Here is an 18,739-nt window from a genome sequence, read left to right on the forward strand (position 1 = left end):
AGACAGTCTACTGCCGCAGGGAACCGCACCTTCCGGTTCCAGGCCGCCGCGGCGTCAGGCAGGCGCGTCGGTGTCCGCGCCGGGAAGCTGACCGCCGGCTGCCTCGGCGGCGGCGCGCGCCGTATCAACCAGGATGCGCCACGGGCCGGTCAGGGCATGTTCGGGCAGGGCAGCCCTGCGCTGCCCCGCAGTGATGGAATAGATGAAACGGTCCGGCTGGGGCGCCTGGAAGGCCGCCGCGGCTGCCCGTGGAGTGCTGGGAACCGCATCCCACGGGCAGGCTTCGACAATGGGCTGCCACTGGTTGAGGTCGCTGTCCGTCCGGGCATCAACCGTCCACACACGGTTGATCGCCGCGATCCCGCCGGTGCGTTCCACCTTGATCTTCATGGCCTGGCCCTGGGCTTCCGTGCAGCCCGGGAGCCGGTGAGTGGCCGCCGGGGAGTGGTTAAACCTTGACCTTTACAGTTTCCCACGCCGACCCTACGGCGTCATGCTCCTTGGACCCGGAACCGAAGAGATCCGTAGCTGCACGCACCGTGGCGCGGGCAAAAACACTGAAGGTCGCCGATGGCGGCAGGGAGCCGTTGGTCAGGGTCTCGTACCAGATGCGGCCTGGTGCCTCCCATGCGTGGCCGCCCAAGGCCTCCGTCACGAGGTAGAAGGCGCGGTTGGGGATGCCGGAGTTGATGTGCACCCCGCCGTTGTCTGCGCTGGTGCGGACGTAGGAGTCCATGGAGTCAGGCTGCGGATCCTTCCCCAGCACGTCGTCGTCGTACGCCGTTCCGGGCGCTTTCATGGACCGCAGTGCCTGTCCCTGGACTTTGGATGTGAAGAGTCCTTCTCCGATGAGCCAGCTGGCCTGGGCCGCGGTTTGTTGTGCGGCGTACTGCTCGACGAGTGCGCCGAAGACGTCCGACATCGACTCGTTCAGGGCACCCGCCTGGTTCCGGTAGACAAGCCCGGCGGAATATTGGGTGACGCCGTGGGCAAGTTCGTGGCCGATGACGCTCAGTGATTTGGTGAAGCGTTCGAAGACGTCGCCGTCGCCGTCGCCGAACACCATCTGGCTGCCATTCCAGAAGGCATTGTCGTACAGCTTGCCGAAGTGCACCGTGGCGTCCAGCTTCATGCCGCGCCCGTCCACCGAATCACGCCCGAAGGCGCCGGCATAGAGCCGGTGCGTGGAGCCCAGTCCGTCGTAGGCCTCGTCAGTGGCGGGATCGCCGGTAGCCGGTCCGCCCTCTTCGCGGACCACCCTGCCGGGCAGGGTTTCCGCTCCGGCGGCATCGAAGACGGCGCGGTTGACGGGCCCGGGTTTTTCCAGCCGCAGGCCCGGCGGGAGCGCCGGGACAGCCTGTGACCGCGCAGCCTGGAACGATTCCACGTGGCCCAGTGCTTTCCTGGCGGCGCTGGCTGCGGACGAGAAATCCGGTGCGTCCAGCTGTGCCAGCCGGCGCAGCATGTACGGCGGAACAATGGAACAGAATGCAACATGCATGGCGTACCCCCTCGACTTGGTGGATTCAGCCTAAGAGGAGCCACTGACAATGGCTGGGACGCCACTGCCACGAATTCTCTCCGCCTGGGCGCCGTAGCGGGCCGGGCTGGGTACGGTAGGCGCATGGCCGAATCCGAGAAGCGAAACAAATCAAGCTCCACCCTGCTGACAGTCATCATTGCCTTCGTGGCGAACGTGCTGGTGGCCGCGGCAAAGTCGGTGGCCGCGGTGCTTTCCGGTTCGGCCTCGATGGCTGCGGAAGCAGCGCATTCCTGGGCTGACACCGGGAACCAGGTGTTCCTCTTTTTCGCGGAGCGGAGGTCTGCCCGGCCCAGGGACAAGAGCCACCCGATGGGATACGGCCGCGAAGCCTACGTCTGGTCCATGTTCGCCGCGTTCGGCCTTTTCACCGCCGGCGCAGTGGTGTCCATCATGCACGGCATCCAGGAAATCATTGCCCCGGAACCGGCATCGGACTTCACCGTGGCGTACATCGTCCTTGCCGTGGCTTTCGTTTTCGAGGGAGTGTCCTTCATCCAGGCGTTCCGCCAGACCCGGAAGGCAGCCCATGAGCTGGAACGGCACACCCTTGAACAGGTCCTGATCAGCTCCGATCCCACCCTTCGGGCAGTCTTCGCCGAGGACGCTGCCGCGTTGATCGGCCTCGTGGTGGCGTTCGTGGGCGTGTTCCTGCACCAGATCACCGGATCGCCGCTGCCGGATGCGATCGGTTCGATCGTCGTGGGCGTCCTGCTCGCCGTCGTCGCAGTTGTCCTGATCGACCGCAACAGGCGCTTCCTGGTGGGCCAGGGCGTGACGCCCGACATTGAGCGGTCCATGGCCCGGCGGGTCCTGGAGCACCGGGACATTGCCCGGCTGACGTACCTGCACCTGGAATTCGTGGGCCCGCGCAAGCTGTACCTGGTGGCAGCCGTGGACCTGCAGGGGGACCACCCTGAGCATGAGGTAGCGGTGGCCCTGCGCCGGATTGAGCGCGAACTGGAGGACCACGCAACGGTTGAGGAAGCCGTGCTGACCCTGGCGACCCTGGACGAGCCGGCCCTGCGGTTCTGATCTGCGGCTCACGGCCGGATGACGGCAACGAAAAACCCCCGCCGCTTCTACAAAGCGGCGGGGGTCTGACTGTGCCCTCGATAGGATTCGAACCTACGACCTTCTGCTCCGGAGGCAGACGCTCTATCCCCTGAGCTACGAGGGCATTTTCCGGGTATCCTGCCGTTCCCGGCGGGACGTCCTAGAGCTTAGCAGGAAGGTGGCCCGCAAGGGAAAACGCCGCCCGGAGCAGCCCGGGGTGGTTGCCGGAGCGGCTTCAGTAGCCTGCGAAAGAGTCGGTCCTGACCCTGCGGGCCCCGGCCTTCCTGGCGGCGCGCCGAAGGGATGCAACGCTTGCCGGGGAGCCGGAGACATAGACGTCCCGCCCTGCGATGTCCGGGACCATCGCCGCAAGCGCCTGTCCGTTGAGCCGCCCGCTTGCGCCCGAGCCGGCGCCGGCAGCGGACGCCAGGCCCGACGGCGGCGTGGAGCCATCCGCCATCAGCACCAGGACACGGACACCCGAGTCCCGGAGTTCGTCCGCGTAGGCCACTTCACCGGCGCTCCTGGCGAGGAGCAGGAGCACGGCGTCCCGGCCCCGCAGGCCACCGGACGCCAGGTAGGAAACGAAGGGCGTGATGCCGATGCCCGCCGCAATGAGCAGCACCGGCCGGCGGGTATTCCGCGGCAGGACGAAATCGCCGCCCACGGCGGTGGCTGTCACTTCCTCGCCGGGCCGCAACGCCAGCAGCGCCGCCTTGGCCGCCGACACGGGGCCGGCCGTCCGGACACCGAACGTCACCAGGGGTTGGCCCGGGGAACCGGTCAGGCTGAACACGCGGCGCCGGCCCTTTCCGTCCGGCCTGGCCTGCGGCAGGTCCAGTTCCATGTACTGTCCGGGCAGGAAACGCACCGGCCGGGCGGGCTCGAACGAGAACTCGGCGGTGGTGGGCGTCAGCGGACGGGTTCCCGCGAACCGAAGCTTCACCGCCCCGCGCTGGCCTGCAAGGAACGCCAGCAGGTTTCCCGCCAGCAGCGCCGCTTCGGGGGAGTTGGCCACAACACCCAGGTTCCAGGGAACCGCGAAGAGGACTCCGACCACAGCGGCGAGCGCCAGCTGGTGGCGGCGCCGCGGCGGCAACGTCAGCGGTTCGGTGAGCATGAAGCCCACGAAGAAAAGCACCGGACGCTGGGCAAGGGCCTGCCAGAGCCCCATCCCGGCCGTCATGCCGGAGCGAAGCAGCTCTGCGGTGATGACGGCGGTTGCCACAGCAGTGAAAACGGCTGCCATCAACAGCTTGCGCGTCCGGTGCAGGACCAGGAGCACCCCCGGCACCAGCAGCCAGAGCATGGCAGGCGTCGCTGCCCACCACGTCGCGATGTTCAGCCCAGTGAGTCCGGTGGCGAAGGCGCCGGCCGCGGCAGGGTTGAAGATGTGCCGTCCGCGCCAGGCAAGGGCATACTTCGACGCCGAAGCCAGGACGCACGCCAGCGCCACCCCCGCCACGTCCATTGGCTGCAGGGACGGCCAGAACAGGAAGTAGAGCAGCAACCCGGTGATCAGCGAGGACTCCGTATGGGGATTCACCCGGAACAGGGCCGCCAGTGCCCGGTTGGTGGCCCAGGTCAATCCAAGGCACAGCACCAGGTGGGCCAGCATCTCCGGAACGCCGAACGTCAACCATCCCAGCACGTCCAGGAGCACGCTGTAGGCGGCAAGTGCCGCCAGGACCACAAGGATCATCCGGTACATGGTGAGCCGCCCAGAGATGGTTCCGATCCGGCCCGCCAGGGTGGGTGCCGGACCCGTTTGCGGCGTGTCAACGGGGCTCATGCAAACAGCTTCCCTTCAAATTCGGCGGAATAGGCTGCGCTTCCGTCGGAAAAAACAGTCAGCCAGGAAAAATCGAACGTCTCCTGGAGCAATTCGCCGGGGACGAAGAAGAGAGCCGTGGCCAGGGCATCGGCCACCATGGCCGTCTCCGCCAGGGCCCAGGTTGCGACGGCGGTCCGCACGGGCTGCCCGGTGGTTCCGTCGAGGACGTGGTGCAGTCCGTCGCCCCAGGCGCGCCGGTTGGCGGCCGAGGCGCACAGCGCCCGGTCCTGCAAATCCACCACGCCAATCGCCTGTGCCGTGTTGTAAGGGTGTTCAAGCCCCACGCTGACGGTCCCGGCGCCCTGTGCCAGCAGGTCGCCGCCGGCGTCGATCACGAAGGCGCCTTCCCCCGCTGCAGCCAGTTCTGCGGCCAGCAGGTCCACCAGAAGTCCCTTCCCCGCGGCGCCGATGTCCAGGACCACCGGCGCGCTGGCCGTCAGGACCGTTCCGGCCCATGTGAGCACCGATTCCCAGGGCGGAGCCGGCAGTGGCGGCCCGGCTGCCCGGAGGGAGTACCCGGGGTCATATCCCAGGCGCTCCAGGCTGCCGCCAATGAGGGGGGTCATGGCGCCGTTCGTCAGCCGGTAGAGCCGCTGGTACAGCTCACCCAGCGGGGCAGCCTCCTCCGGGAACAGGTAGCGTCCGGGCTGCCGCGCCATGGCAGCAACCAGGGAGTCGGCACGGAAACGGGACCACCCGGCGTCGAACGTTTCCACCCTGCCCAATACCCGTGTGCGCACGGCCGGCGGCAGCGGCAGGGGAGTGGTGATGTGCCAGTCAGTGCCGATTCCCTGGAATGAAAAAGCCTCCTGGTCTGCCGCGGGCACCGCTTACTGCGCCTCCGCCTTGATCTTCGCCAGGGCCTGGTTGAACCCCCCGCTGGTCAGAGAAGACCCGGAAACTTTTTGGACGTTGAGTTCGTCGATGTTCTTCCCCACCACCTGCGCCGCGATCCCCCCGGCGAACTGGCCCTGGAATTTGCGGGTGTTGGGATTGGAAGGGTGCTGGGTGATCTTCACGTCGGAGACTTTTCCCGCGGCGAGTGTCAGCTGCACGCCCACCGTCTCGGTGCCGTTGGGTGAGACGTAATTGCCGTCGGCGCTGTAGGTGCCGTCCTTGTACGTGGCGCCGCTCCCGGCCAGGGCGGAAGATCCGGCAGGAGGTGCCCCCGTTTCCGCAGGTGTGCTGTCGGCAGTGGACGGCGCGCAGCCTGCAACCGCTCCCGCCAGGGACAAGCCAGCGACGCCGGCGAAAAAGCCTCTCCGGAGAAGGGCTCCTGCAGCCGCGGCGTCCCGGGCGACGGCGAAAGCACCTGCGGGGGGAAGGGGGTTTTGCGGGGTGGAGGGTCTCATGAAGGCTCTCGTTTCACTTGGGCTGTTCCGGCAGTGGCTACGGTTTAGACAACGCCGGATCCCGCCGAATGGTTCACGGAACCGGCTTGGAACGTTCGTCTCCATGACGCCGTACCAGGTTCAGGGCCGCCAAATTCTTTGCTGTCACTGCCCCCCGGTAGGCTAGAGGGGTGACTCCCGAAGAACTTTCCCTCGCCATATCCGCCTGCCTCAAGGACGCCGTCGCCGCCGGCGATATTGCCCTTGCGGCATCAGCCATTCCGGCTGAGGTGCGCGTGGAGCGGCCCAAGAACCGGGACCACGGAGACTGGGCCACCAACATCGCCCTCCAGCTCGCCAAGCAGGCCGGGACCAACCCGCGTGAATTCGCCGCCGTCCTCAGCAGCCGGCTCAAGTCCATCGACGGCGTCTCCGCCGTGGATATCGCCGGCCCGGGCTTCCTGAACATCACCGTTGACGCTGCAGCCGCCGGTGCCCTGGCCAAGGCCATCGTCGAGGCCGGCAAGGAGTACGGCACCAACACCGCGCTCGCCGGCCGCACCGTCAACATGGAGTTCGTCTCCGCGAACCCCACCGGGCCGCTGCACATCGGGCACACCCGCTGGGCAGCCCTGGGCGATTCGATCGCCCGCGTGCTGCGGGCGTCCGGCGCGGACGTGACGGCCGAGTACTACATCAACGACGCCGGCTCGCAGATGAACACCTTCGCCAACTCCGTCTACTCCCGCCTGCACGGACTTCCGGTACCGGACGGGGGCTACCCGGGCCAGTACATCGCCGAACTGGGCCACGAAGTCCTCACCGCGCACCCGGACATCCGCGAGCTCACCGAAGTCGCGGCCCTGCCGGTCATCCGTGCGGCCGCGTATGAGGCCCAGATGAAGGACATCAAGGCCACCCTGGCGGACTTCGGCGTCGAGTTCGACGTCTTCTTCTCCGAGCAGGAACTGCACGACGCCGGCGCCATCGAGAGTGCCGTGGCGCGCCTTCGCGAACAGGGCCACGTGTTCGACGACGGCGGCGCGGTCTGGCTCCGGACCACGGACTTTGGCGATGACAAGGACCGGGTCATGATCCGCGCCAACGGCGAGCCCACCTACTTCGCCGCGGACGCCGCCTACTACCTGTCCAAGAAGGACCGCGGCTTCACGGAGAAGATCTACCTCCTGGGCGCCGACCACCACGGCTACATCAACCGGCTCAAGGCCATTGCGGCCGCGGCCGGGGATGATCCCGAGGTCAACATCGAAGTGCTGATCGGCCAGCTGGTGTCCGTCAACGGAGCCAAGCTGTCCAAGCGCGCCGGCAACATCATCGAGCTCAAGGACCTGATCGAGTGGCTGGGCAAGGATGCCGTCCGCTACTCCCTGGCCCGGTTCCCGGCCGATTCGCCGTTGACGCTTGATCCGGAGCTGCTGAAGAAGCACAGCAACGAGAACCCCGTGTTCTACGTCCAGTACGCCCACGCCCGTTCCCGCGGCGCCGCGCGCAACGCGGTAGCCGCCGGTGTGGAACGCCAGGTGGACGGCCAGGACAGCTTCGACGCTTCCCTCCTTGACCACGCCACGGAAAATGAGCTTCTGTCCTACCTCGGCAGCTACCCGTCGATCGTGGCCAAAGCCGCGGAGCTGCGCGAACCGCACCGGGTTGCACGGCACCTCGAGGCCATCGCCGGCGCCTACCACCGCTGGTATGACGCCTGCCGCATTGCCCCGATGGGCGAAGAGTCCGTCACCGATGTCAACCGCACGCGGCTCTGGCTCAATGACGCCACCAGTCAGGTACTGGCCAACGGCCTTGACCTCCTGGGCGTTTCCGCGCCGGAACGGATGTAGGGACCCATGACGCACACAGCAGCCCAGGGATCTCCGCTTGCCCCGGAGTGGCTTGCCGTTCCGGAAGACCTCAACGCCCTCCACGAGCCGATGTGGGCCGGTGACGCAGCGCGCAACGCTGACGGTGAACTCGCCATCGGCGGCATTCCCGTCAGAGAGTTGCAGCGGCAATACGGGACGCCGCTCTTCGTGATGAGCGAGAACGACTTCCGTGCCCGGGCCAGGGCATTCAGCGACGCCTTCAACGACGCCTTCGCGGACATCTGCGGGGGCGTGGATGTCTACTATGCCGGCAAGTCGTTCCTCTGCACCGCGGTGGTCCGCTGGGTGGAGGAGGAAGGGCTGCGGCTGGACACGGCTTCGGGCGGCGAACTCGCGGTGGCCTACCGCGCCGGAATTCCCGGGGCCGACGTCGCCCTGCACGGCAACAACAAGTCCGACGGCGAGATCCACAGGGCGCTGGACATGGGCCTGGGGCGGATCGTGGTGGACAGCCTCGATGAGCTGGCGCGCGTCGGTGCGATCGCGGAGGGGCGCGGGGAGCAGGCGAAGGTGATGCTGCGGCTCACCCCCGGCGTGCATGCCCACACCCACGAATTCATTGCCACCGCCCACGAGGACCAGAAGTTTGGCCTCTCCATGGCTGCCGACACCACCGATGAAGCGGGCATTTCCGCCGCCGAGGAAGCGGTGGCCGCCGCAACAGCGCATCCCGGCATCGAGCTGCTGGGCCTGCACTGCCACATCGGATCCCAGATTTTCGAACCAGATGGCTTTGCCCTCGCTGCCGAGAAGCTGCTGCGCTTCCTGGCCGCCATGCAGGAAAAGTACTCCATCACCCTGCCGGAACTGGACCTCGGCGGCGGCTACGGGATCGCCTACACGCCGGTGGACACCCCGCGCCCTGCCGCTGAGATCGCCAACGCGATGGCCGCCGTCGTGCGTTCCACCTGCGCAGAGCTTGGCATCGACGCGCCGCGCATCTCCATCGAACCGGGACGCGCCATCGTGGGCAGCACCACCTTCACGTTGTACGAGGTGGGGACGCTGAAGACGGTCCGCGTGGACGCACCCGGCACCTCCGGTGACGGTGATGCGGGCGACAACGTTACGTATCCCCGCCGGTATGTTTCGGTGGACGGCGGCATGAGCGATAACGCCCGACCGGTGCTGTACGACGCGGATTATTCGGCCGTCCTGGCCTCCCGCACCTCCAACGCCGCCCCGCAGCTGTCCCGCGTAGTGGGCAAACATTGCGAGAGCGGCGACATAGTTGTTAGAGATGTATATCTGCCCGAGGACGTGGCAGCCGGTGATCTGCTTGCTGTACCGGGGACCGGCGCCTACTGCTGGGCCCTCTCGAGCAACTACAACTATCTGGCCCGGCCGGGCGTTGTCGCGGTGCGCGACGGATCTTCCCGGCTGATTGTCCGCGGGGAAACCGAAGAAGATCTGCTGAACCGCGACATGGGAGCCTGAATGACGGAAATGCGAACGCTGAAAGTAGCCCTGCTGGGCTGTGGCAACGTTGGAGCCCAGGTTGCGCGGATCCTCATTGAGGACGCCGACGCCCTCGCTGCCCGCACCGGTGCCCGCCTGCAGCTCAGCGGCATCGCCGTGCGCAACGTCAACGCGGCCCGCGACGTGGACCTGCCGCAGGAGCTCTTCACCACCGATGCCGAAACCCTCGTCAAGGACGCGGACCTGGTGATTGAACTGATGGGCGGCATCGAGCCTGCCCGCACCCTGATCCTCTCCGCGCTGCGCAACGGCGCCTGCGTTGTCACCGGCAACAAGGCACTCCTGGCCCAGGACGGCCCCACGCTCTACGAAGAAGCGGACAAAGCCGGCGTCCAGCTGTCCTACGAGGCCGCGGTGGCCGGTGCCATCCCCATCCTGCGTCCCATCCGCGACAGCCTCTCCGGCGACCGGATCACCCGCGTGCTGGGCATCGTCAACGGCACCACCAACTTCATCCTTGACCAGATGGACTCCACCGGTGCCCAATTCGCCGACGCCCTCGCGGAAGCCCAGCGCCTTGGCTACGCCGAAGCGGACCCCACAGCCGACGTCGAAGGCCACGACGCCGCCGCAAAGGCCGCCATCCTGGCGTCGCTGTCTTTCCACACCCGCTTCTCCCTGGACGACGTCCACTGCGAGGGAATCACCTCGGTCAGTGCCGCGGACATCGCCGCCGCGAAAGACGCCGGCTTCGTCATCAAGCTGCTGGCCATCGCGGAGAAACTGACCGGCGCCGACGGCAAGGAAGGCGTGTCCGTCCGCGTGCACCCCACCCTGCTGCCCCGCGAACACCCGCTGGCCGCTGTCCGGGGCGCCTTCAACGCTGTGTTCATCGAGGCCGAAAACGCCGGTGAGCTGATGTTCTACGGCCAGGGCGCCGGTGGCACCCCCACCGCATCCGCCGTCCTGGGCGACCTTGTCTCGGCAGCCCGGCGCCTGGTCCTGGGCGGTCCCGGACGGACCGAAACCACCACGGGCCACGTGCCCGCGCTGTCCATCGATGCCGCCACCACCAGCTACTACATCGGCTTGGACGTCGCCGACCAGCCCGGCGTCCTGGCGAAGATCGCACAGCTGTTCGCCGAGCAGGGCGTGTCCATCGAAATCATGCGGCAGACCATCCACAGGGATTCAGCTTCCAACGTGGAGTCGGCCGAACTGCGGATCGTTACCCACCGCGCGTCAGAGGCCGCCCTTGCGGCCACCGTCGAGGCCGTGAAGGGCCTGGACGTCATCAATTCAGTTACATCCGTTTTGCGGGTAGAAGGAGTCTAAGTGGCTCACCAATGGCGCGGTGTCATCCGCGAATACGCTGACCGTCTTCCCGTGACGGAGTCCACCCGGGTCATCACCCTGGGCGAGGGCGGCACCCCGCTGGTACACGCGCAGAAGCTCTCCGAACTCACCGGTTCAGAGGTCTACCTCAAGGTGGAAGGCATGAACCCCACCGGCTCCTTCAAGGACCGTGGCATGACCATGGCCATGACGGCAGCAGTTGCCTCCGGCGCAAAAGCCGTGGTGTGCGCTTCCACCGGCAACACGTCGGCGTCCGCTGCCGCCTACGCCACGGCAGCCGGCCTGAAATGCGCCGTCCTGGTGCCTGAAGGCAAGATCTCCATGGGCAAGCTCAGCCAGGCCATCGCCCACGGAGCCACCCTGCTCCAGGTGGACGGCAACTTCGACAACTGCCTGGACATCGCCCGCAAGCTGGGGGAGTCCTACCCCGTCTTCCTGGTGAACTCCGTCAACCCCGCCCGTATCCAGGGCCAGAAGACCGGCGCTTTCGAAGTGGTCGATTCGCTGGGTGACGCGCCGGACATCCACGTCCTGCCCGTTGGCAACGCCGGCAACATCACGGCCTACTGGAAGGGCTACAAGGAATACTCCGCGCCCTACGAATCCGAAACGGCCGGCACGCTTCCGGCCGTGTCCACCAGGACGCCTGCAATGTGGGGCTTCCAGGCCGCCGGTGCTGCGCCCTTCGTGGCGGGCCACCCCATTACGGAACCGGATACCATCGCCACCGCCATCCGCATCGGAAACCCTGCGTCCTGGGAAGGTGCCGTGGGGGCCCGTGACGAGTCCGGCGGACTCATCGAGGCCGTCACCGACGAAGAAATCCTGAACGCCCACCGCTGGCTGTCATCCAGGGAAGGCGTCTTCGTGGAGCCGGGTTCGGCCGCCGGTGTGGCGGGCCTGCTCAAGAAGCACGCAGCCGGCGAAGTCCCCAGCGGAAAGACCATCGTCATAACGGTCACCGGCCACGGACTGAAGGACCCCCAGTGGGCCCTGCGCACCGAGGACGGCAGCGATGTGCAGCCGGTCAAGGTTCCCAACGACGTCGTTACCGTTGCAGCTGAACTGGGACTGGAAGAAAAATAACCGTGGACACCACCTCGCAGGCCGCCGTTGGACTGCAACTGATTGAGCCGGGCCAGCGCGTCACAGTCCGGGTTCCCGCCACCACGGCCAACCTCGGCCCCGGCTACGACAGCCTGGGGCTTGCCCTGGCCCTGCACGACACCCTGACCGTGGAAAGCCTGGACACGGACGAACTCGTCTTTGAGTTGACCGGTGAAGGCGCAGACACACTGCCACGCGATGCCAGCCATCTGGTGGTCCGTGCCATGGAGGCGGCCTTCGAACGGTTGGGGTTCCGCCACGGCGGCCTGAAGGTGACCGCCGAAAACGTCAACCCGCACGGCAGGGGACTGGGCTCGTCCGCCTCGGCGGTCGTGGCGGCTGTGTCGGCCGCAAATGCCATGGTCCCGCAGGACAGCCAGCGCGGCCGGGACTGGATCCTGCAGCTCACCAGCGAGATGGAAGGCCACCCGGACAACGTCGCACCCGCGATTTTCGGCGGACTGGCGCTCTCATGGCAGGACAGTGAGCAGTACAGCAGCACCAGTGCCACGGTTGCCGGATCCATCACCCCCATCGTTGCGGTTCCCGACTTCGAGCTCTCCACCGAGGCAGCCCGCGCGCTGCTGCCAGCCTCCGTGGGACACCACGCGGCGGCGATGAACTCGGGCCGCGCGGCACTGCTGATCCATGCGCTGACGCAGAAGCCTGAGTTCCTGCTTCCGGGCACCGAGGATTACCTGCACCAGAGCTACCGCGCGGAGGCCATGCGGCCCTCGGCGGCACTGATCGGCGCACTCCGCAAAGCAGGCTATGCAGCAGTGGTTTCCGGCGCCGGGCCAACCGTCCTGGTGCTGGCCAATGGTGAAGCGCAAGCCAGTGATGCGCTGGCCTTCATTGAGGCCTTTACCGCAGAGAACACGCCGGAGGTTGGCTGGCGCGTGCTGAAGCTCGCAGTGGACGTTGAAGGTGCTAAGGTGGACGTGCACCGGCGGTAATTCCGCCTATCTGATCTGCTCCTGCATTCAGTTGCTCTTTGATCTATCACTGTGAATATATTCCGGTGCCGCCTGCTTGGTCTGTCGCAGGAATCTGCAGCATCCAACTGCCCCTGAAGCGTCAGCCAGGCGTTGCGCCGTGGGCGCAGCGCAAGGCGAATCAGTATCCGGCCCTGCTGGCCGAAATCCAACCGGCAAGGCTGAAATCCGGCTGCAGATCTGAACTGCAGCCCAGATCAAATCATCGCGTCCAGCTCCCAGTCTGGACGCCGTCGAGGGGGAAGGATCCTTCGTGACCGAAACCACTGAGCTGTCGCCAGCTGTGGACCACACATCTTCTGCTGCCGAATCATCGGCCGCACCCGCCAAGAGCAGCGGCCTCGCCGGCCTGAAGCTCGCCCAGCTGCAGGCCCTCGCCAGCCAGCTCGGTATCTCCGGCGGCTCCCGCATGCGCAAGGGGGACCTGGTTTCGGCCATCTCCGCCCACCGTGCCGGGACCCTGACCGTCAAGACTCCTGCGAAATCTGCAGAAAAGGCTCCGGAAAGCAGCGTGGCTCCCGCAGCCGCGCCGGAAGCTGCCGCAGCTGAAGCTCCCGCCGCGGAAGGCACCCGTGCCCGTGGACGCGGCCGCAGCCGCCGCGCTGTCAGCGACGGCGTGGTTGCCCCGGCAACCGACGCTGCCGTCGTCGAGAACGCTGCAGCACCTGCTGCCGCAACTGTAGAGGCGCCGTCGGCCGCCCCCGCGGAAACCACCGAGGCACCGGAAGGCGCCACCGAGCGCCGCCAGCCGCGCACCCGTAACCGCCGCCGCGGCGAAGCCGCCGCCTCCGTCCAGGAAGCCCCGGTGGAAACCCCGGCAGAGCAGCCGGCCGCGGAACAGCGTGGCGGCGAACAGCGCACCGAAACTTCCCCGGAAGCGGGCGACGCCGGCCAGCGCACCGAGCGCCGTGACGGCGGCCGCACCCGCAGCCGTGACAACAGCCGCGATTCCGACGGCAACCGCGACAACGCCGGCAGCCGCGACGCAGGCCAGCGCGACGGCGGCCGGGACAACCGCGACAACGACGACTCCGACGGCGGAAGCCGCCGCAACCGCCGTAACCGCCGCGACCGGAACGACCGGAACGACCGCTCCGGCGGCCAGGACCGGGACAACTCCCGCAACGACCGCTTCCGCGACCGGAACGACCGCCGCCGCGGCCGCAACCAGGGCCCGGACGTGGACGACGTCGAGGTCACCGACGACGACGTCCTGCTGCCGGTCGCCGGCATTCTCGACGTCCTGGAGAACTACGCGTTCATCCGCACCTCCGGTTACCTTCCCGGCCCCAACGACGTCTACGTCTCCCTGGCCCAGGTAAAGAAGTACAACCTGCGCAAGGGCGACGCCGTTGTCGGCGCCATCCGGGCACCGCGTGAAGGCGAAGACCGCAACCAGCAGTCCACCCGCCAGAAGTTCAACGCCCTGGTCCGCGTCACGTCCGTCAACGGCAAGACGCCCGAAGAGCTCAAGGACCGCGTCGAGTTCGCCAAGCTCGTTCCGCTCTACCCGTCGGAGCGACTGCGCCTCGAGACCGACCCCAAGAAGATCGGTCCCCGCGTCATCGACCTCGTGGCACCGATCGGCAAGGGCCAGCGCGGCCTGATCGTCTCCCCGCCCAAGGCCGGCAAGACGCTCATCCTGCAGTCCATCGCCAACGCCATCACCACCAACAACCCTGAGGTCCACCTCATGATGGTGCTGGTTGACGAACGGCCCGAAGAAGTCACGGACATGCAGCGCACCGTCAAGGGTGAGGTCATCGCCTCCACCTTCGACCGTCCCGCCGACGACCACACCACCGTGGCCGAACTCTCCATCGAACGCGCCAAGCGCCTCGTGGAAATGGGCATGGACGTGGTGGTTCTGCTGGACTCCATGACCCGCCTGGGCCGCGCCTACAACCTGGCAGCACCGGCCTCCGGCCGCATCCTGTCCGGTGGCGTGGACTCCGCCGCGCTGTACCCGCCCAAGCGCTTCTTCGGCGCCGCCCGCAACATCGAAAACGGCGGCTCGCTCACCATCCTGGCCACCGCGCTCGTCGAGACCGGCTCCAAGATGGACGAGGTCATCTTCGAAGAGTTCAAGGGCACCGGCAACATGGAACTCCGCCTGTCCCGCCAGCTGGCAGACAAGCGCATCTTCCCGGCCGTGGATGTCAACGCATCCGGTACCCGCCGCGAAGAGAACCTGCTCTCGCCCGAAGAGGTCAAGATCATGTGGAAGCTGCGCCGCGTCCTCTCCGGACTCGAGACCCAGCAGAGCCTTGAACTGCTCACCAACAAGATCCGGGAAACCCAGAGCAACGTCGAGTTCCTCATGCAGGTCCAGAAGACGACGCTTGGTGCGAAGTCGGATAACGACAAATAAGGCTCAGGGGCGCGGCTGATCTGCTGCCCCGGTGCCGACGCCGCACGGATTTTTCCGCCCCCGCCCCTACGCTGGGAGGCTGTCGATCTTCGATCGTCAGCCTCCCAGCTTCGGCAGGCCCGATGCCACTCCCGGGGCGGAAAAATCCGTGCGGCTTTGTCGTTAAGCCACCAGCCGCTGTCCCGGTTTTGTTTGTTACTAGACTTGTACAAGTCGAAAGAGGTTTATAGATGTTTGAGTCCGTACAGGGCCTGCTTGATGAGCATGACTCCATCCAGGCGCAGCTGGGGGATCCTGCTGTTTATGCTGACCAGAGGCTGGCCCGGAAGCTTGGGCGGCGGTCGGCTCAGCTCAATGGCATCGTTGAGGCCTACCACAAGTGGGAAGGCATCCGGGATGACCTCTCCGCGGCCAAGGAAATGGCTGCCGAGGATCCCGAGTTCGCTGCCGAGGTGCCTGAGCTCGAAGCCGCGCTGGAAACTGCCGCTGCCAGGCTGCGCCGCCTGCTGATTCCCCGCGACCCGGACGATGCCCGCAACGTGATCCTTGAGGTCAAGGGCGGTGAAGGCGGCGACGAGGCTGCCCTGTTCGCCGGCGACCTGCTGCGCATGTACACCCGCTACGCGGAATCCCGCGGCTGGAAGACCGAAATCATCTCCGCCACCGAATCGGACCTGGGCGGCTACAAGGACGTCCAGATGGCCGTCAAGGGCAACTCCAACGACCCCGCCGAGGGCGTCTACGCCCGGCTCAAGTTCGAAGGCGGCGTGCACCGCGTCCAGCGCGTGCCCGTCACCGAGTCGCAGGGCCGCATCCACACTTCCGCCGCCGGCGTGCTGGTGCTGCCCGAAGTGGACGAACCCGAAGAGCTCGAAATCAACCAGAACGACCTCAAGATCGACGTCTACCGGTCCTCGGGCCCCGGTGGCCAGTCCGTGAACACCACGGACTCCGCGGTCCGCATCACGCACCTTCCCACCGGCATCGTCGTCGCCATGCAGAACGAGAAATCGCAGCTGCAGAACCGCGAAGCCGGCATGCGCGTCCTCCGCGCCCGCATCCTGGCGCACCAGCAGGAGCAGATCGACGCTGCCAACTCCGAACAGCGCAAGTCCCAGATCCGCACCATGGACCGCTCCGAGCGCATCCGCACCTACAACTACCCCGAGAACCGGATTGCGGACCACCGGACCGGCTACAAGGCCTACAACCTGGACCAGGTCATGAACGGTGACCTCGAACCGGTCATCCAGTCCGCCATCGAGATGGATGAGCAGGCCCGGCTCGACGCCATCGGCGACTAACCGGAGGCTGCATTCCATGACCGAGCCCACCTCTCCGGTGCCCGCCCAGAGCCTGGGCGATGCCGTCCGTGAGGCTGCGGCCCTCCTGGGGGAGGCCGGTGTTCCCAGTCCCCGGGCGGACGCAGAGCTCCTGGCGGACCATCTCCTGAACGTCGGACTCGGACGCCTGCGCTCCCTGATGCTCGGTGACACTCGTGCTCCCCAGGGATACGCAGAACTCGTCGCCGAACGTGCCCGGCGCATCCCGTTGCAGCACATCACCGGGGTGGCGTACTTCCGCTACCTGGAGCTGGCGGTGGGCCCCGGAGTGTTCATCCCGCGTCCGGAGACCGAATCCGTCGTCCAGCTGGCCATCGACCACGTCCGCGGCATGGACAGCCCGCGCATAGTGGACCTGGGAACGGGTTCCGGTGCCATCGCCGGCTCGCTCGCCTCGGAGATCCCCGGAGCCGAGGTGCACGCCGTCGAGTTCAGCCCGTTCGCCCACGCCTGGGCGGCGAAGAACCTGGCGCCCCTGGGCGTCAACCTTGTCCTGGGGGACCTGCGCGACGCCTTCCCGGAGCTGAACGGAACCGCCGACGTCGTGGTGTCCAACCCGCCGTACATCCCCGCGGAAGCCACCCCCAACGAACCCGAAGTTGCCCTGCACGACCCGCCGGAGGCCTTGTACGGCGGGGGAGCGGACGGCATGGAACTTCCGACGGCGGCTGCGGCTTCCGCTGCCAGGCTGCTCCGTCCCGGGGGCTACTTTGTCATGGAACACGCGGAAGTCCAGGCCGGGTGGATTGCCGCAATGCTTTCCAGGACCGGAGCTTGGACGGCCATCACAACGCACCTGGACCTCAACGGCAAGGAACGCGCCACGAGCGCCGTGCTCAAGGACCAGGCCACACGGAATGAAAGAATGGGCCAGTGACCACAACATATGACTGCACCACCGAGGACGAGCGGGCCCGGGGCCTCGAAGACGCCCAGCGTGCCATCAGCGAAAAGAAGTGCGTCGTGCTTCCCACGGACACGGTGTACGGGATCGGCGCAGATGCCTTCTCGCCGCAGGCCGTCACCATGCTGCTGGTATCCAAGGGGCGCAGCCGCACCATGCCGCCGCCCGTCCTCATCCCGCGCATTAACGCCCTGGACGGACTGGCCACGGACGTCTCCGCGGACGCACGCAAGCTGGCGGAAGCCTTCTGGCCCGGCGGCTTGACGCTGATCCTGCACGCACAGCCGTCCCTGGACTGGGACCTCGGCGAAACCAAGGGGACCGTGGCGCTGCGGATGCCCGCCGACGAGGTCGCCCTGGAACTGCTGACCCTCACGGGCCCCCTCGCAGTCTCCTCCGCCAACCGCACCGGACAGGCCGCCGCCCAGACCGCGGCTGCCGCCCGCGAACAGCTGGCCGAATCCGTGGAGGTGTACCTCGAAGGCGGCCAGCGTCCCCTGGAGGGCGAAGCCGGGGTGCCGTCCACGATCGTCGACGCCACCGGCCCCATCCTGCGCGTGGTGCGCAACGGTGCCGTGAGCCTGGACCAACTCCGGGAGCACGTCCCCGGCGTGCTGGGCCTGGGAGAAATCCCCATGGCCGAAGACGAAGCCCGCCCCGAAACCGCCAGCACTGAGCCGGAAGGCACCGAAGCAACCAATGCTGGACCGGCTGACGCGGTGCAGGCCGGCACGGGCACGGACGATGCCGGCCAGCCGGACGCGGGCCCGGCGGGGAACCAGCAGCCTTGATGACACTGGAGCGCCAGCAGATTCCTGTCCTGGGCGTTCACGCCACTCCGCTGCGGGTCCAGGAACTGGTCGCGGAACTCACCAGGTTCATCGCGGAGGGCGGCACCCACACCGTCCTGGGCCATAACCTGCACAGCGTCACGCTTACCCTGTCCGACGACGGCTTCCGTAGCCTCTACGACAACAGCGACATCGTGCTGCTCGACGGCGCACCCGTACTGTGGCTGTGGGGGAGGACCGGCAAAGCCGAAGGCCCCGTCATGGATTACCGGCTGGGGTCAACTGACTGGCTGCCGGCGCTGCACCAGGTGCACGGCCTGGAACGGATTGCCGTGATCGGGGCCGGTGCGGAGGCGAACGCGGGGGCAGTCAGCAGGCTGCAGCAGATCGTTCCGGGCGCCCGCGTGTCAGGCTTTCCCGGCGAAGGATGGGGTCCTGCACTGGAAGAGGACGCCGTTGCCTGGCTTCACCGTGAGCAGCCGCAGCTGGTGCTGTTCGGGCTGGGCATGCCGCTCCAGGAGGAAGTGCTGCAGCGGCGGCTGGCCGGGATGCCCCCTGCCGTGTACTGCGCCGTGGGCGGCGCCATCGAACAGTTGGCGGGCGTCCAGAAGCTTGCCCCGCGGTGGCTGGGAAGGATGGGCCTGGAATGGGCCTGGCGCCTGCTCCTGCACCCCCGCCGCGTGGCCTACCGCGTGCTGGGGGAGCCGTGGGTCCTGCTGTGGCTCCTGGCCGGCCGGAAACTCGGCAGGACCCGGCCCGGCAAGTAGCCGGGCTGGACAGGTCCGCGGCGTGCC

Annotated in this window: 16 protein-coding genes and 1 tRNA gene; 11 read left to right on the forward strand and 6 right to left on the reverse strand. The window is 67.2% G+C overall.

The annotated features are described in order from the left end of the window. Positions 1 to 54 precede the first annotated feature (54 nt). Positions 55 to 390, reverse strand: a complete 336-nt coding sequence (locus HNO81_RS02745; RefSeq protein ID WP_175316603.1) for a protealysin inhibitor emfourin — start codon at positions 388 to 390, stop codon at positions 55 to 57. Between the two features lie 58 nt (positions 391 to 448). Then, complete coding sequence (locus HNO81_RS02750; RefSeq protein ID WP_175316604.1) at positions 449 to 1,501, reverse strand: M4 family metallopeptidase; 1,053 nt, start codon at positions 1,499 to 1,501, stop codon at positions 449 to 451. A 123-nt stretch (positions 1,502 to 1,624) separates the two neighbouring features. Between HNO81_RS02750 and HNO81_RS02755 the strand changes: the two genes are divergently transcribed. Continuing rightward, positions 1,625 to 2,575: a cation diffusion facilitator family transporter gene (locus tag HNO81_RS02755; RefSeq protein ID WP_175316605.1), complete on the forward strand. Its 951-nt coding sequence runs from the start codon at positions 1,625 to 1,627 to the stop codon at positions 2,573 to 2,575. Between the two features lie 72 nt (positions 2,576 to 2,647). Here HNO81_RS02755 and HNO81_RS02760 read toward each other — a convergent pair. From HNO81_RS02760 to HNO81_RS02775, 4 genes are all read right to left on the reverse strand, one after another. Further along, a tRNA-Arg gene (locus tag HNO81_RS02760) sits at positions 2,648 to 2,720 on the reverse strand. 111 nt (positions 2,721 to 2,831) lie between these two features. Then, complete coding sequence (locus HNO81_RS02765) at positions 2,832 to 4,388, reverse strand: ferredoxin--NADP reductase (RefSeq protein WP_175316606.1); 1,557 nt, start codon at positions 4,386 to 4,388, stop codon at positions 2,832 to 2,834. Then, on the reverse strand, positions 4,385 to 5,257 hold the full coding sequence (locus tag HNO81_RS02770; protein WP_175316607.1) for an FAD:protein FMN transferase: 873 nt from the start codon (positions 5,255 to 5,257) through the stop codon (positions 4,385 to 4,387). Before HNO81_RS02770 ends, HNO81_RS02765 begins: the two co-directional genes overlap by 4 nt. Before the next feature lie 3 nt (positions 5,258 to 5,260). Next, positions 5,261 to 5,665 (reverse strand): FMN-binding protein, encoded by a 405-nt coding sequence (locus HNO81_RS02775; protein WP_254703285.1) that lies wholly within the window; start codon positions 5,663 to 5,665, stop codon positions 5,261 to 5,263. A gap of 287 nt (positions 5,666 to 5,952) precedes the next feature. On the opposite strand from HNO81_RS02775, the gene argS reads away from it, so the two are divergent. The 10 genes from argS (at position 5,953) to HNO81_RS02825 (ending at position 18,712) form a co-directional block, all read left to right on the forward strand. Next, complete coding sequence (gene argS / locus HNO81_RS02780; protein ID WP_175316609.1) at positions 5,953 to 7,617, forward strand: arginine--tRNA ligase; 1,665 nt, start codon at positions 5,953 to 5,955, stop codon at positions 7,615 to 7,617. 6 nt (positions 7,618 to 7,623) lie between these two features. After that, the gene (gene lysA, locus HNO81_RS02785; protein ID WP_175316610.1) at positions 7,624 to 9,096 is read left to right on the forward strand and encodes a diaminopimelate decarboxylase; all 1,473 of its coding nucleotides are present in this window, start codon (positions 7,624 to 7,626) and stop codon (positions 9,094 to 9,096) included. Continuing rightward, entirely contained in the window at positions 9,097 to 10,413 is a 1,317-nt protein-coding gene (locus tag HNO81_RS02790; protein WP_175316611.1) for a homoserine dehydrogenase, read from the forward strand. Beyond that, entirely contained in the window at positions 10,414 to 11,520 is a 1,107-nt protein-coding gene (gene thrC, locus HNO81_RS02795; RefSeq protein ID WP_175316612.1) for a threonine synthase, read from the forward strand. Between the two features lie 2 nt (positions 11,521 to 11,522). After that, complete coding sequence (thrB, locus tag HNO81_RS02800) at positions 11,523 to 12,497, forward strand: homoserine kinase (protein WP_175316613.1); 975 nt, start codon at positions 11,523 to 11,525, stop codon at positions 12,495 to 12,497. A gap of 292 nt (positions 12,498 to 12,789) precedes the next feature. After that, positions 12,790 to 14,907: a transcription termination factor Rho gene (gene rho / locus HNO81_RS02805; RefSeq protein WP_175316614.1), complete on the forward strand. Its 2,118-nt coding sequence runs from the start codon at positions 12,790 to 12,792 to the stop codon at positions 14,905 to 14,907. A 230-nt stretch (positions 14,908 to 15,137) separates the two neighbouring features. Further along, the gene (gene prfA / locus HNO81_RS02810) at positions 15,138 to 16,211 is read left to right on the forward strand and encodes a peptide chain release factor 1 (protein ID WP_175316615.1); all 1,074 of its coding nucleotides are present in this window, start codon (positions 15,138 to 15,140) and stop codon (positions 16,209 to 16,211) included. A gap of 16 nt (positions 16,212 to 16,227) precedes the next feature. After that, entirely contained in the window at positions 16,228 to 17,127 is a 900-nt protein-coding gene (prmC, locus tag HNO81_RS02815) for a peptide chain release factor N(5)-glutamine methyltransferase (RefSeq protein ID WP_175316616.1), read from the forward strand. Beyond that, entirely contained in the window at positions 17,124 to 17,945 is an 822-nt protein-coding gene (locus HNO81_RS02820; RefSeq protein ID WP_175316617.1) for an L-threonylcarbamoyladenylate synthase, read from the forward strand. The genes prmC and HNO81_RS02820 overlap by 4 nt, the downstream gene beginning before the upstream one ends. Then, positions 17,945 to 18,712: a WecB/TagA/CpsF family glycosyltransferase gene (locus tag HNO81_RS02825; protein ID WP_175316618.1), complete on the forward strand. Its 768-nt coding sequence runs from the start codon at positions 17,945 to 17,947 to the stop codon at positions 18,710 to 18,712. Before HNO81_RS02820 ends, HNO81_RS02825 begins: the two co-directional genes overlap by 1 nt. Positions 18,713 to 18,739 lie beyond the last annotated feature (27 nt).

Origin of the sequence: Pseudarthrobacter sp. C4D7, assembly GCF_013359725.1 — a bacterium.
GTDB lineage: Bacteria > Actinomycetota > Actinomycetes > Actinomycetales > Micrococcaceae > Arthrobacter.

Coding starts and splice junctions, on each gene's coding strand:
- HNO81_RS02745 (WP_175316603.1), bottom strand. CDS start 390: ATGAAGATCAAGGTGGAACGCACCGGCGGGATCGCGGCGATCAACCGT.
- HNO81_RS02750 (WP_175316604.1), bottom strand. CDS start 1,501: ATGCATGTTGCATTCTGTTCCATTGTTCCGCCGTACATGCTGCGCCGG.
- HNO81_RS02755 (WP_175316605.1), top strand. CDS start 1,625: ATGGCCGAATCCGAGAAGCGAAACAAATCAAGCTCCACCCTGCTGACA.
- HNO81_RS02765 (WP_175316606.1), bottom strand. CDS start 4,388: ATGAGCCCCGTTGACACGCCGCAAACGGGTCCGGCACCCACCCTGGCG.
- lysA (WP_175316610.1), top strand. CDS start 7,624: ATGACGCACACAGCAGCCCAGGGATCTCCGCTTGCCCCGGAGTGGCTT.
- HNO81_RS02790 (WP_175316611.1), top strand. CDS start 9,097: ATGACGGAAATGCGAACGCTGAAAGTAGCCCTGCTGGGCTGTGGCAAC.
- prfA (WP_175316615.1), top strand. CDS start 15,138: ATGTTTGAGTCCGTACAGGGCCTGCTTGATGAGCATGACTCCATCCAG.
- prmC (WP_175316616.1), top strand. CDS start 16,228: ATGACCGAGCCCACCTCTCCGGTGCCCGCCCAGAGCCTGGGCGATGCC.
- HNO81_RS02825 (WP_175316618.1), top strand. CDS start 17,945: ATGACACTGGAGCGCCAGCAGATTCCTGTCCTGGGCGTTCACGCCACT.